The 12425-nt window shown below is 68.2% G+C and carries 13 protein-coding genes and 2 pseudogenes (1 of these 15 running past the window's edge); 9 read left to right on the top strand and 6 right to left on the bottom strand.

What is annotated here, in order from left to right:
• Positions 1-443, top strand: a pseudogene (locus ACFE99_RS15130) (CDP-alcohol phosphatidyltransferase family protein) (it extends 430 nt beyond the left edge of the window).
• Entirely contained in the window at positions 440-2593 is a 2154-nt protein-coding gene (locus tag ACFE99_RS15125) for an AAA family ATPase (protein WP_375486624.1), read from the top strand. The pseudogene ACFE99_RS15130 and the gene ACFE99_RS15125 overlap by 4 nt, the downstream one beginning before the upstream one ends.
• Here the strand turns inward: ACFE99_RS15125 and ACFE99_RS15120 are convergent.
• A complete protein-coding gene (locus tag ACFE99_RS15120) occupies positions 2554-3171 on the bottom strand; it encodes a TetR/AcrR family transcriptional regulator (RefSeq protein ID WP_375486622.1) in 618 nt (205 codons plus the stop codon). The two genes, ACFE99_RS15125 and ACFE99_RS15120, sit on opposite strands and share 40 nt — an antisense overlap.
• 21 nt (positions 3172-3192) lie before the next feature.
• On the opposite strand from ACFE99_RS15120, the gene ACFE99_RS15115 reads away from it, so the two are divergent.
• Positions 3193-4017, top strand: coding sequence for a hypothetical protein (locus ACFE99_RS15115; protein ID WP_375486620.1), 825 nt, complete (start codon positions 3193-3195; stop codon positions 4015-4017).
• A 75-nt stretch (positions 4018-4092) separates the two neighbouring features.
• Positions 4093-4983, top strand: a complete 891-nt coding sequence (locus ACFE99_RS15110; protein ID WP_375486618.1) for an SAM-dependent methyltransferase — start codon at positions 4093-4095, stop codon at positions 4981-4983.
• Positions 4984-4992: 9 nt separating this feature from the next.
• Here ACFE99_RS15110 and ACFE99_RS15105 read toward each other — a convergent pair whose 3' ends face one another.
• Genes ACFE99_RS15105 through ACFE99_RS15085 form a run of 5 tightly spaced genes read right to left on the bottom strand, consistent with a single transcriptional unit; the run spans position 4993 to position 8355 of the window.
• Entirely contained in the window at positions 4993-5649 is a 657-nt protein-coding gene (locus ACFE99_RS15105; RefSeq protein ID WP_375486616.1) for an LON peptidase substrate-binding domain-containing protein, read from the bottom strand.
• Positions 5649-6779, bottom strand: coding sequence for a glutamate--cysteine ligase (locus ACFE99_RS15100; RefSeq protein ID WP_375486630.1), 1131 nt, complete (start codon positions 6777-6779; stop codon positions 5649-5651). Before ACFE99_RS15100 ends, ACFE99_RS15105 begins: the two co-directional genes overlap by 1 nt.
• Before the next feature lies 1 nt (position 6780).
• Positions 6781-7488, bottom strand: a complete 708-nt coding sequence (locus ACFE99_RS15095; protein WP_375486614.1) for a superoxide dismutase family protein — start codon at positions 7486-7488, stop codon at positions 6781-6783.
• 35 nt (positions 7489-7523) lie between these two features.
• Complete coding sequence (locus ACFE99_RS15090) at positions 7524-7994, bottom strand: LytR C-terminal domain-containing protein (RefSeq protein WP_375486613.1); 471 nt, start codon at positions 7992-7994, stop codon at positions 7524-7526.
• A gap of 52 nt (positions 7995-8046) precedes the next feature.
• On the bottom strand, positions 8047-8355 hold the full coding sequence (locus ACFE99_RS15085) for a DUF3263 domain-containing protein (protein WP_375486611.1): 309 nt from the start codon (positions 8353-8355) through the stop codon (positions 8047-8049).
• Positions 8356-8569: 214 nt separating this feature from the next.
• Between ACFE99_RS15085 and ACFE99_RS15080 the strand changes: the two genes are divergently transcribed.
• From ACFE99_RS15080 to ACFE99_RS15060, 5 genes and pseudogenes are all read left to right on the top strand, one after another.
• Positions 8570-9163, top strand: a complete 594-nt coding sequence (locus ACFE99_RS15080; RefSeq protein ID WP_375486609.1) for a peptide deformylase — start codon at positions 8570-8572, stop codon at positions 9161-9163.
• Positions 9163-10065: a GNAT family N-acetyltransferase gene (locus tag ACFE99_RS15075; RefSeq protein ID WP_375486607.1), complete on the top strand. Its 903-nt coding sequence runs from the start codon at positions 9163-9165 to the stop codon at positions 10063-10065. Before ACFE99_RS15080 ends, ACFE99_RS15075 begins: the two co-directional genes overlap by 1 nt.
• 16 nt (positions 10066-10081) lie before the next feature.
• Entirely contained in the window at positions 10082-10888 is an 807-nt protein-coding gene (locus ACFE99_RS15070; RefSeq protein WP_375486628.1) for an exodeoxyribonuclease III, read from the top strand.
• 186 nt (positions 10889-11074) lie between these two features.
• Positions 11075-11539 (top strand): hypothetical protein, encoded by a 465-nt coding sequence (locus ACFE99_RS15065; RefSeq protein ID WP_375486605.1) that lies wholly within the window; start codon positions 11075-11077, stop codon positions 11537-11539.
• A 38-nt stretch (positions 11540-11577) separates the two neighbouring features.
• Positions 11578-12425: pseudogene (locus ACFE99_RS15060) on the top strand (cation-translocating P-type ATPase); the annotation flags it as partial.

Raw genomic sequence — 12425 nt, 5'->3', positions numbered from 1 at the left:
TGCCCGCCCCGGCCGGCGCGATCGCGGTGCTCGGACCGCTGGCCGCCAAACTGCAGTGCGGCAGCGGCTGGTGGAGTTCCCCGTGGTTTGTCTGTGCCTGGGTGGCGGCGTGTTCCCTGCTGGTGGTCAGCCGGATTCCGATGAAGAAGATGCACGCGGTTGCGGTGCCGCCGAACTTGGCCGCGCTGCTGCTGGCGGTGTTGGCGATTGTCGCGGCTGTGGCGTTTCTGTTTCCGTACGTCCTGGTCATGCTGGCCATCGCCGCCTACCTGTGCCACATCCCGTTCTCTGTCCGCAGCCACCGCTGGCTTGCCGAGCACCCCGAGGTGTGGGGCGAGCGACCCAAGCAGCGGCGCGCTGTGCGGCGGGCGATCCGCCGGGCCCAGCCCAACCGCCGCTCGATGGCCCGGCTGGGTTTGCGCAAGCCAGCCGGCCGGACATGACGCCCCCACAGCTGACCCTCACCGCCCGGCTGAACACCTCGCCGGTCGACTCCCGCCGCGGCGTGGTCCGGTTGCACCCGAAAGCCATTGCTGCCCTTGGCATTCGGGAATGGGATGCGGTGTCGCTGACCGGGTCGCGGACCACCGCGGCGGTCGCCGGCATGGCGGGGGCAGACACCCCGGTCGGCACGATCCTGCTCGACGACCTGACGCTGTCGAACGCCGGCCTGCTCGAGGGCATGCCGGTGATCGTCGCCGCGGTCACGGTGTATGGCGCACGGTCGGTGACGCTGAGCGGCTCACCGCTGACCACCCAGTCCGTCGCGCCGGCCACTCTGCGGCAAGCCCTACTGGGCAAGGTGCTTACCGTCGGCGACGCGGTATCGCTGCTTCCCCGCGATCTGGGGCCAGGAACGTCGGCTTCTGCCGGCAGCCGAGCGGCTGCCACTGCGCTGGCGGCTGCGGTCGGGATCAGCTGGACCTCCGAGCTGCTGACCGTCACCGGCGTCGACCCGGCCGGGCCGGTGAGCGTGCAGCCCAACTCGTCGGTGACCTGGGGAACCGGTGTCCGCCAAGCCGCTCGAGAACCGCCCGTCCGCCCCGTCGGCGTCGACGACCTCAAGGGCATGCACGCACAGGCCGCCAAGCTGACCGAGTGGCTCAAGCTCGCGCTCGACGAGCCGCACCTGCTGCAAACCCTGGGCGCGGACGCCCGGCTGGGGGTGCTGGTGTCCGGTCCCGCGGGCGTCGGCAAGGCGACCCTGGTGCGCGCGGTCTGCGGCGGTCGTCGGCTGGTGGAGCTCGACGGCCCGGAGGTCGGCGCGCTGGCCGCCGAAGACCGGCTCAAAGCGGTGACGTCCGCGGCCGCAGCAGTCCGCGACGGCGGCGGGGTGTTGTTGATCACCGACATCGACGCGCTGCTGCCGGCCACCTCCGAGCCGGTGGCCACCCTGATCCTCGCGGAACTGCGCGCGGCGGTTGCCAGCGACGGTGTCGCCTTCATCGCAACCTCGGCGATACCGGATCGCCTCGACGCCCGGCTGCGGGCGCCCGATCTGTGCGACCGAGAACTCGTGGTTGCGTTGCCCGACGCCGCCACCCGCGCCGCACAGCTGCAAGCCCTGCTGCAGTCGGTTCCCACGAGCAACCTCGACTTCGACGAAATTGCCAGCCGCACAACGGGGTTCGTTGTGGCCGACCTGGCCGCAGTGGTTCGTGAGGCCGCGCTGCGGGCAGCGGCGCGAGCCAGCGCCGACGGTAAACCACCGGCCCTGACCCAAGACGACCTGCTCGGCGCCTTGCAAGTGATCCGGCCGCTGTCACGCTCGGCGGCCGAAGAGGTGCCGGTCGGCAGTATCACGCTCGACGACGTCGGCGACATGGCCGCCACCAAGCAGGCGTTGACCGAGGCGATGCTGTGGCCGCTGCAGCACCCCGACACATTCGCCCGGCTCGGCGTCGAACCGCCGCGCGGAGTGCTGCTCTACGGCCCACCGGGCTGCGGCAAGACATTTCTGGTGCGCGCACTGGCCAGCACCGGGCAACTGTCCGTGCACGCCGTCAAAGGCTCCGAGCTGATGGACAAGTGGGTGGGCGCCTCGGAAAAGGCGGTGCGCGAACTGTTTCGACGGGCCCGCGACTCGGCGCCCTCGCTGGTGTTCCTCGACGAGATCGACGCCTTGGCGCCGCGACGGGGCCAAAGCTTCGACAGCGGTGTCGCCGACCGGGTGGTGGCCTCGCTGCTGACCGAGCTCGACGGCATCGATCCGCTGCGCGACGTCGTGGTGCTGGGCGCCACCAACCGGCCCGAGCTGATCGACCCCGCGCTGCTGCGACCCGGACGCCTGGAGCGGCTGGTGTTCGTCGAGCCGCCGGATACCGCGGCGCGCCGCGACATCCTGCGCACCGCAGGCAAGTCGATTCCACTGGCCGCCGAGGTCGACATCGACGCGCTGGCCGCCGAGCTCGATGGCTATAGCGCCGCGGACTGTGTGGCCTTGCTGCGGGAGGCCGCGCTCGCCGCGATGCGACGCTCCATCGACGCCGCCGACGTCACCGCCGCCGACGTCGCCGCCGCGCGGGAAAAGGTCCGGCCCTCATTGGATCCGCGTCAGCTGGAGGCGCTGCGCGCCTTCGCGGGCTCGCCGTAGCTCACCAGAAGCGCGCGCGCCGCCGCGGCGAGGTCGTCCTCCAACCAAGTGGGCATCGGGTCGTCGTAGGCGTGGCGGCGCACGACGGCATAGGGCAGATCGGCGACCGCCCGGGCGACGGCGTAGACGCAGCGGGGATCGCTGCGGCCATACAGCTCCTCCGCGAAAGCTCGCACCCGCTCCAACAGCGGCGCATTCCTGGCGGCAAGAGTTTGCTGAAACGCCGCGTCGGGTTCGCCGTCGAGCAGATCGCCCGGCCGAATGGTCAACAGCAGCCGGGCGTCCTCGGGAAACTCGCGCATGAAGCGCACCGCCGCCACGGCCATCGCCACGGCGGCCTCCAGGGCGGTGTCGCCGGTTGCGGCCATCGCCCGGGCCTGAAAGCGCTCGAGTGCGCGAAGCCAGGCCGCCGTCAGGATGCCGTTGCGGTTGCCGAACCGGTGATACAGCGTCCCGGCCGGTGCTCCGCTGGCTTTCGCAATCGCCGCGACGCTCGCCGCGCGCGGTCCTTCGGCGAGCACCAGGGCACGGGTTGCGTCGAGGATCACATCGGTTTGGTGCTTCCGCGGCGGGGCCATGATCTAGTACGGTCCTTCTATATGGAACGATTACCCTATATTGATGAGCATGCCATATCCGTGCCCGCGTCTCCGGCCGAAACGTGGTCGGCGTTGTTGCGGGTGCTGTGCCGCGATCCGCGTGATCCGGCCACCGTGCCGATCGGATTCGTCCTCGACGAAGCGCGACCGCCCGAGCGGTTCGCGATGAAGGGCCGCCACCCGTTCGCGGTCTACCGGTGGGTGTTCGAGTTGGATTCCGACGGGCCCGACCGGACCCGCGTGCGTTCGGCGACCTGGGCGAAATTTCCCGGCCTGCGCGGCACGATCTATCGCGCCCTCGTCATCGGCACCGGTGGCCACCGGGTCATGGTGCGGTGGACGCTCAAACGCATTGCGGCAGCAGCGCTGGCCGAACAGAGCGGCGAGGCTGGGGTCGATTACACCGACGTGTTCGCCGCCCCGATCGTTCCCGGCGACGTGCGCACTGCCGACCAAGCATTCCGTGACGCGCTGGTGAACACACCGCGTCTACTTGGACGTCTCGTGTTGTGGATCCACCGGCACGTCCTGCGACTTCGGTTGGGGCCGCATGCCTCGCCGGCGCATCTCATCGGCTGGGCCGTCATGGGTTCGGATGACGATGAGGTTGAGCTAGCGGCGGACGGGCCACTCATGCGTGGCCAGCTGACGCTGCGACGTGAGGACGGCCGCGCGGTACTCACTACCCGCCTGCACTATCACCACAAAGTCGCCGCCCGAACGGTTTGGGCGGTGGTTGGCCCGCTGCACCGGATCATTGCACCTCGGCTGATGCAGCGCAGCGCCCGGGCGGCGATGCGAAATGGCTTGTCCCGCAATGCTTGACATTGATATCTGGTTTAACCCGACATTCGGCTGCGACAACCGCCATCCGCGCGGACGGTAGACTGCCGAGTAGTCATGACCAGACCTGAGAGCGATAGCTGGGACATCACCGAAAGCGTCGGTGCCACAGCGCTGGGCGTGGCGATCGCGCGGGCCGCGGAGTCCGAATGCGAATGCCCGCTGTTCACCGACCCTTACGCGCAATGGTTCGTCGATGCTGCCACCGAACGGGGTTGGCAAGCTCCGTCATCAGGGCCGATGGCCGAGCGGCTACGGGCGCTCGGCGGCTACGCTGCGGCGCGGACCAAGTGGTTTGACGAGTACTTCATCGCCGCCGGCGCCAACGGCATCCAGCAGGTGGTCATCCTGGGCGCGGGCCTGGATAGCCGCGCCTGGCGGCTGCCGTGGGTGGGCGGCACTGTCGTATACGAGATCGATCAGCCCACGGTGCTGCAGTTCAAGTCCGACACGTTGACCAGACGCGGCGCCCGACCCGCCATCGGCTACGTGTCGGTCCCGGTGGATCTACGGCACGACTGGCCGAAGGCGTTGCGTGAGGGGGGTTTTGACCCGTCGGCAGCGACCGCGTGGTGCGCGGAAGGGCTGATCCCGTATGTGTCGGCGGCGGACCAGGATCTGATGTTCGAGCGGGTCGCCGGTCTCGCTGCGCCGGGCAGCCGGGTGGCGGTCGACACGTTCAGCGCCAGCTTCTTCGACTCCGAGTATCTGGAGCGCCGCAGCGAGAAGATGCGTCGCCTGCGTGAGTCCAGTGACATGCAGCCGGCGCAAGACTTGTGGTTCATCGAGGAGCGCACCGAGCTGACCGAGTGGCTGACGCAACGCGGTTGGCAGGTAACGGCGATCGAGGCACTGGACCTGATGGAGCGCTACGGCCGCTCACCCGACGGCGACCCCGACGACGCCGCCCCGCGCAGTGTGTTCATCGAAGGCCGACTGCCGGTCTAGCGCCCCCAGCTACTCGGACAGCTGAAACTCCACCATCGCCGTGACGGAGTCGACGGCTTCGCCCAGCGCCGCGAACCGCTCCGCAGCTGAGGGCGCGGCCAGGATGGCGTGTCGGTCGGCTGGGCCGATCGGCAGTCGGGATGCCAGGGCATAGAGGCGCTTCCCGGCATCGCCCGACGCATCCGGTCCATAGGCCAATACCGTCTCGCGGTCTGGCAGCCGAGCCCCACGGGCAGCGGCGACACGTTCGAACAACGCCACCACCCGATCTTCGAGCTCATGCAATTGGTTCTCGCTGACCGGATCACCCGGCTCGTCGGGCCAGATCTGCACGATGGCCCGCGGGTAGGGGTCGTCGGGCAGCCATTCGCGCACCCGGATCCGCTCACCCACCCGGCACCGCAGACCGTAGCGACCGGCGCCCAAATCTAGGCACTGCACAATGCCGGCCAGCGCGCCGACGTCGCAGCGGGTGTCTCCGCCGCCGACCTCGCGGCCGCGGGAGATCAGCACCACGCCGAAGCGCGGATCGGTTTCGCGCATGCAGTCACGCACCAGCGCGGCGTAGCGCGGCTCGAAGATCCGCAACGGCAGGTCATCGCCCGGCAGGAGCGCCGATTCCAGCGGAAACATCGGCACCTCAACAGGTTCCGTACCACCCGCCATCAGATGTCCAGCTCGCCGATCAGCGCGTCGACGACCCCGCGCAAGTCACCGTCGTGCTCCTCGGCCACCCGGCGCTGCCGCTGATAAGAGGCGCCCAACCGGGGGATGTCGGCGACGGCGGCCAGCTCGTCGGCGCAGTGCAACGACTTGGCCACCGGCTCCAAGCGGTTGAGCACGTCCATCAGGTCGTCGGTGACCAGGCGTTCGTTGCTGTTGGCGTCGAGGATGATGATCGCGTCCAGGCCGTAGCGGGCAGCGCGCCACTTGTTTTCTTGCACATGCCAGGGCGGCATGTTGGGCAGCGTCTCGCCGGCTTCGAGCCTGCGGTCCAAATCGACCACCAGACAGTGGGTCAACGCCACCAACGCCGCCAGCTCACGCAAGTTGGGCACCCCGTCGCAGACGCGCACCTCGAGTGTGCCCTTATGGGGTGAGGGCCTGATGTCCCACCGGATTTCGTCCATATGGTCGATGATTCCGGTCTTCTTCTGGTCGTAGACAAAGCCTTCGAACTCGGCCCACTTTTGAAAGTGAAACGGCAGACCGGCGGTGGGCAGCTGCTGAAACATCATCGCCCGGTTGCTGGCATACCCGGTGTCCTCGCCGCCCCACCAGGGCGAGGACGCCGACAGCGCCAACAGATGCGGGTAGTACTGCAGCAGCGCCGTCATGATCGGCATCACCTTGTGCGCCGAGGAGATTCCGACGTGGACGTGCACCCCCCAGATCAGCATCTGCCGGCCCCACCACTGGGTGCGCTTGATCAGCTCGGCGTAGCGAGGTGCGTCGGTGAGCTTCTGAGCGGACCACCGGGCGAAGGGGTGAGCGCCCGCGCAGAACAGCTCCATGCCGCGGTCGCGCACGATCTTGCGGGCGGTTCGCAAGGTGCAGCGCAGGTCTTCCATCGCTTGTCCAGTGCAGTCGCAGATCCCGCTGACGATTTCGACGGTGTTGCGCAGCAATTCCTTGTGAACTCTTGGGTTTTCGCCGATTTCGGCGATGACCGCGGTGGCTTCGTTGCTCAGGTCTCGGGTCTGCGCGTCGACGAGCGCGAACTCCCATTCCACACCCACCGTCGGCCGGGGTGACCCGGCAAAATCGATGCGGGCGGCTGCCCTGCTGGCCGGCAGGCTAGCCGGAACCGATGACACCGCACGCCACCCGCTTGCCGGCGTCGCCGGTGGACATGGTCATGGGATCGGGACCGGGGGTGCCATTGACCTGTGTGTAGCGCTCCGCCGGAATGTTGGCGAAGTTGTCGGGGCCGGCGTGAATGATGATCGCCGTCTTAGCGCCGGAGACCAGGTCCTGCTTGGTGAACGCGTCGGTGGTGGTCACCAATAACGCCGCCCCGTCCTTACGTACCTGCAGCGACGTGAGGTCACCACTTTCCGGGGACCCGGTGTGCCCGGGAGCCTGGAAATGCCCGCCGGCGGACAGGAAGTCGCCCGGCGGACCGCCAGTGGGTGCAACCGACTGCGCCTCGCACTTTCCCACCGAGTGGATGTGCAGGCCGTGGAATCCAGGAGTCAACTGGCCCAGCCCGGTGGTGCGCACGGTGATGGTCACGTAGCCGGGGTCGAATTCGAACGTCGCGGTCGCGACCTGGGTACCGTCGGGGGCCCGCAGGTGAGTGGTGATGCTCTCCGGCGGCACCGGTCCCCCTTCCGGCGGCGTTTTCGGCGGCGCGGGTGATCCCGTCCACACCGACGGAGTGGTGCCCGGTGTGCTCGCCGGGGGTTGGTTCGGGGTGCACGCGCCCAGCAGCGCGGCCGGGACAGCGAGCGCCCCGAACGTCGTTGCGGCAGCAACTGCGCGGGTTTTCGCGGGCTTGACCATAGCCAGAGCCTATCGCCTTGCCGGCCCGGATGTGGTTAGCCCGCGACCGCCACGATGACGCCGGGCGGCTGGTCCACAACGGCCGGGATACGCGGCTTGACCGGCGCATTCAACTGCTTGCCGACGGCGTCGGCGGTGTCGCGCTCGCCCGCGGCGTTGCTGAAGTACACCGTGGTGGCTCCCACGTCGGGCAGTGCGAGATTGCCGACCTCGGTGACGTTGAAGCCTGCGCTTTTTAGCTGGTCGGCGGTGCGACCGGCCACACCTTCCTGTCCGGAGATGTTGTAGACCCGCACATCGGAGCGGTGCACGGCCGATGCACCCTTGGCCGGGGCCGGCGTGCTCGTCGTCACAGTGGTCACCGAGGTCGAGTCGTCGTCATCAGAGCTCCCGCCAGAACCCATCGCCTGCAACCCGACCAGCAGGAAGATCACACCCAGAAACAGCAGCACCATCACCATGGCGCGCAGAGGTAATCCTGAGGAGTCCGGAACGCGTTCGTTCATCGAGCCAACTGTAGCCAGCGGTGCCCGAAACGGCGCAAATGCAGGTGCAGATTCAGGTGACCTCGAAACCCAGCCGCCGCGCGGCGCGGGCCTTCTGCCGACTGGCGCGCAGCCGCCGCAGCCGTTTCACCAGCATTGGGTCGGCCGCCAACGCCTCAGGCCGGTCGAGCAGGGCGTTGAGAACTTGGTAATAGCGTGTCGCTGACATCGAGAACAACGCTTTGATGGCTTCTTCTTTGGCCCCCGCGTATTTCCACCATTGGCGTTCGAATGCCAAGATGTCATGTTCGCGGCGGGTCAGGCCATCGGCGATTTCGGAGTCGTCCCCCGATCGATTTGCCCGCGCCATGGCGCTGTCCATATCGCTTCCCCTGGACCCTTCCGGCGAATTCCCAAATGGCTTGAATGTCTTTATGAAGTGGCATGCTTCGGCGATATTCAACCACGCCCTCAACTGTTGGCCGGTAACCCAGGCCCGCGAGTCGGGTCACTTCTCCAGGCTTAAGCTGGATCGCCGTGCTCCTCCTCCCGCCGCTTTGCGGCGCGCATCGTCGCCCGGCCTAGGCTTGCCCACCATGGCCGTCGTACCCATTCGCATCGTGGGAGATCCTGTCCTGCATACCCCGACCAGCCCGGTGCGGGTCGGCCCCGACGGCTCGCTGCCCGCCGATCTGCCGGAATTGATCACCACCTTGTACGACACGATGGAGGCTGCCTACGGGGTGGGCTTGGCCGCCAACCAAATTGGCGTCGGGCTGCGAGTGTTCGTCTACGACTGCCCCGATGAGCGTGGGAAATCCGCCCGCCGCCGCGGCGTGATCGTCAACCCGGTGCTCGAAACATCCGAAATACCCGAGACAATGCCCGATCCCGATAACGACGACGAAGGTTGCCTGTCGGTACCCGGGGAGTCGTTTCCGACCGGACGCGCGAAATGGGCGCGGGTCACCGGACTCGACGCCGACGGCAATCCGGTAACGGTGGAAGGCACCGGACTGTTCGCGCGGATGCTGCAGCACGAGACTGGACACCTCGACGGGTTCTTGTATCTCGACCGTTTGGTCGGCCGGCACGCCCGCGCCGCCAAGCGGGCGGTCAAAGCGCACGGCTGGGGTGTGCCGGGACTTTCGTGGACACCGGGTGAGGGGCCCGACCCGTTCGGTCACTGATGCTTTCCTGGCCTGATCTGGGGACGCGGGTGACGGTGCGCTACCGCCGGCCTCCCGGGTCGGTGCCGCCGCTGACCGACGCGGTCGGCCACCTGCTGCAGATCGACCCGGTGGTGCGGGTTCGCACGAAAACCGGCGCGGTGGTGCAATTCGCGCCCGCCGACGCAGTGGCGCTGCGGGTGTTGACGGATGCGCCGGTGCGCACCTCGCAGATCCGCGCGCTCGAGCATGCCGCGGCGTTGGCGTGGCCCGGCGCCGAGCAGTCCTGGCTGGACGGCTGGCTGGTGCGCGCCGGGCACGGCGTCACGTTGGCCGCTAATTCGGCTGTGCCACTCGATGTTTCGGCTACCGCCGGTGCCATCCCGGCGATCGTGGACTGGTATAGCCGACGCGGCCTGACGCCGCGGCTGGCCGTCCCCGACCGCCTGACGCGGCTGCCCGGAGGTGAACACCGGCGCCGGATGCTGGTGCGCGACGTGCGCGTAACGGATCTCGACCCGTCGGTGTTACTGGCGGCCCGCCCGGACGACGAGTGGCTGCGGCTCTATGACCGCCAGGTGCCCCTCGACGTGCTGACCGCCATCCTCGACGGAGAGCTCGCGTTCGGCAGATACCCGGATGCGGCGGTCGGTCGCGCCGCGGTGACCGATGCACCCGACGGCACGCGATGGGTCGGCTTGTCGGCGCCGCGCATCGTGACTGGCCGGCACGCCCCGGCGCTGTGCGCGGCGCTGCTGTCCTGGGGCGCCAGTCGCGGGGCAACCCGCGGCTATATCCGCCTCAGCGACGAGGTCACGCTCGCCGGCAACGTCATTGAATCGCTCGGATTCACGCTGCACCATCTCAGCCGTTACGTGACTGTGCAGCCACGGTTATGGTCGCGCCATGCCCAAGGTGGCTGATGGCGGGACGCCGCGCTTGCGATTGGCAACGTGGAATGTCAATTCGATTCGCACCCGCCTGGATCGCGTGCTCGACTGGTTGCGCCGCGCCGACGTCGACGTACTGGCGATGCAGGAAACCAAGTGCGCCGACGACCAGTTCCCCACCCTGCCGTTCTTCGAACTCGGCTACGAGGTGGCGCACTGCGGGTTCAACCAGTGGAACGGCGTGGCGATCGCGTCGCGGGTGGGCCTCGACGACATCGAAGTCGGCTTCCCCGGACAGCCCACCTGGAGCAGTAACCCGGACACGACGGCCGCTGCCGAGGCACGTGCTCTGGGCGCCACCTGCGCCGGCGTGCGGGTATGGAGCCTCTACGTTCCCAACGGCCGCGCCGTGGGCGACCCGCACTACACCTACAAGCTGAATTGGCTTGCCGCCCTGCGGGATACGGCCCAAGGGTGGCTGCGCGACGACCCGTCGGCGCAGATCGCTTTGGTCGGTGACTGGAACATCGCCCCCACCGACGACGACGTGTGGAGCGTCGAATTCTACCGAGGTTGCACCCATGTCTCCGAGCCCGAACGCACGGCGTTCAACGCCATCCTCGACGCCCAATTCACCGACGTGGTACGGCCTTTCGCGCCCGGACCCGGGACCTATACCTACTGGGACTACACCTCGCTGCGCTTCCCGAAGGGACAAGGAATGCGCATCGACTTCATCCTCGCTTCGCCCGCGCTGGCCCAACGAGTCGTCGACGCGCAAATCGTCCGCGACGAGCGCAAAGGCAAGGCCCCCAGCGACCATGCACCGGTAATGGTGGATTTGCGCCTTGATTGAGTCGTATTGTCGAAATACCGGCGCGTTGACTGGCAGCATGCTGTACATCTTCTGCATGTTTGCTTGCTGCGGGACTCGCGACTTATAGATATTGGACAGAATCTTGCTGTTCCCGGGAGGACGGCACGTTTGCGGGTATACCGTGACGAACCGTTCTGCAGGGGGATCAGCAGGGGTCAGGGAGTCATGATGGGTGTCGGCGACGCGGTACGCGGCGTAGGTCGAACAGTCAGTCGCGCTGCAAACGCGACCACGATGGCAGCGGGCGCGGTGGGCGGCGCCGCGGTCAACGGTGTCGTCGGCGCTATCCAGGGAGCCGCATCTGGTGTCCAGCGCGGGGTTGCCAGCGGCAGCCATTCGACGCCCGCGGCCGCGTTGACGTTGGGCGCGCTGGGCGTCACCGGGCTGGTCGAGTGGCCTTTGATCCTGGCGGTCGGTGGCGCCGCACTCGTGTTGCGGCAGCTGAACCGGCAATCCGGCCCGACGGCAATCGGCACGCCGGCGAAGGCTGCTCCGGCCACGTCGAACGCTTCCGAGGGTTCCGAGCCAGCCAAGAAGTCTTCCGCACCACCCAAAAAGCAGACGACGTCACGGGCCGCGAAGGCGCCCGCCAAGCGCTCGCGCAGCGGCCAGTCCCGTGGCAGGCAGTAGACCAGGGCATCGAGTAACGATTGAGTACCGTCGGATCCGTGGCAAGATCCACGCCGCTGCGCGCGGTCGCGATGGGAATACAGGCAACGTCAGCGCTCGTCGGCGCGTCGGTTAACACTGCGACCTCCACCGCGACGTCGCTGGCGTCGACCAGCTTCGAGATCGCCACCATGCCGGTTCGCGAAGGGGCCAAAGTGCTCTCGCGGGGACTTTCCGGCTCGACGCTGACCCGGCACTGCTGGCAAGGCGACACCCGAGCCTGGATCGAGGTGCACGGATTAGCCGGTCCGGGCGGCGACGAACTCGGAAGCGTCGTGCTGGACGAGGTCACCGCCCTGCCCGGGGTCACCGCCGCCAGGGTGAATCGCCCGTTGTCGCGAGTCGTCGTGGACATCGACAGCGAGCAGGCGTCGCTGCGGGAGCTATGTCGCGCGGTCGAGAACGCCGAAGCGCGGGTGGCAGCCGCCGGCACGCCCGTGCAGAGGGCCGGCAAACAGGCTGCCCGTCGGACCCCGCCGTCGTCGAAGGGCCTGCCTGGCGACGATCTTGTGCTGGCCACCCGCGCGGCGCTGGTCAGTGCCCACGTGGTCGGCTTGGGCGCCGCATTGGCCGGCCAGGTGCTGCGCGTGCCGCGGCTGCCGACCATTTTCGACGCGGCCGTGGTCGCCGTTGACTACCAGCCGTGGCTGCGCCGGCTGCTCGAGGACCGAATCGGCCACTACGCGACGGACAACGTGCTGGCACTGGCTCATGCCGTCGCCCACGTCGTCACCCGCTCGCCGGCGTCGCTCGCGGTGGACTTGGGGACGGAGACTCTGAGGGCGGCCGAATCGCGCGCCGCGGCGCGGGCCTGGAGCCGCCAAGAACCGGAGCTGGCCCGGCATGC

The organism is uncultured Mycobacterium sp., from assembly GCF_964249325.1.
Lineage (GTDB): Bacteria > Actinomycetota > Actinomycetes > Mycobacteriales > Mycobacteriaceae > Mycobacterium.
This window is presented reverse-complemented; position numbering and strand designations above follow the sequence as displayed.

Bases quoted from the DNA above. Each gene is read 5' to 3' on its own strand.
- ACFE99_RS15085 (WP_375486611.1), bottom strand. From the start codon at position 8,355: ATGGACAGCGCCATGGCGCGGGCAAATCGATCGGGGGACGACTCCGAA.
- ACFE99_RS15075 (WP_375486607.1), top strand. From the start codon at position 9,163: ATGCTTTCCTGGCCTGATCTGGGGACGCGGGTGACGGTGCGCTACCGC.
- ACFE99_RS15095 (WP_375486614.1), bottom strand. From the start codon at position 7,488: ATGGTCAAGCCCGCGAAAACCCGCGCAGTTGCTGCCGCAACGACGTTC.
- ACFE99_RS15080 (WP_375486609.1), top strand. From the start codon at position 8,570: ATGGCCGTCGTACCCATTCGCATCGTGGGAGATCCTGTCCTGCATACC.
- ACFE99_RS15110 (WP_375486618.1), top strand. From the start codon at position 4,093: ATGACCAGACCTGAGAGCGATAGCTGGGACATCACCGAAAGCGTCGGT.
- ACFE99_RS15120 (WP_375486622.1), bottom strand. From the start codon at position 3,171: ATGGCCCCGCCGCGGAAGCACCAAACCGATGTGATCCTCGACGCAACC.
- ACFE99_RS15115 (WP_375486620.1), top strand. From the start codon at position 3,193: ATGGAACGATTACCCTATATTGATGAGCATGCCATATCCGTGCCCGCG.
- ACFE99_RS15125 (WP_375486624.1), top strand. From the start codon at position 440: ATGACGCCCCCACAGCTGACCCTCACCGCCCGGCTGAACACCTCGCCG.
- ACFE99_RS15105 (WP_375486616.1), bottom strand. From the start codon at position 5,649: ATGGCGGGTGGTACGGAACCTGTTGAGGTGCCGATGTTTCCGCTGGAA.
- ACFE99_RS15065 (WP_375486605.1), top strand. From the start codon at position 11,075: ATGATGGGTGTCGGCGACGCGGTACGCGGCGTAGGTCGAACAGTCAGT.
- ACFE99_RS15090 (WP_375486613.1), bottom strand. From the start codon at position 7,994: ATGAACGAACGCGTTCCGGACTCCTCAGGATTACCTCTGCGCGCCATG.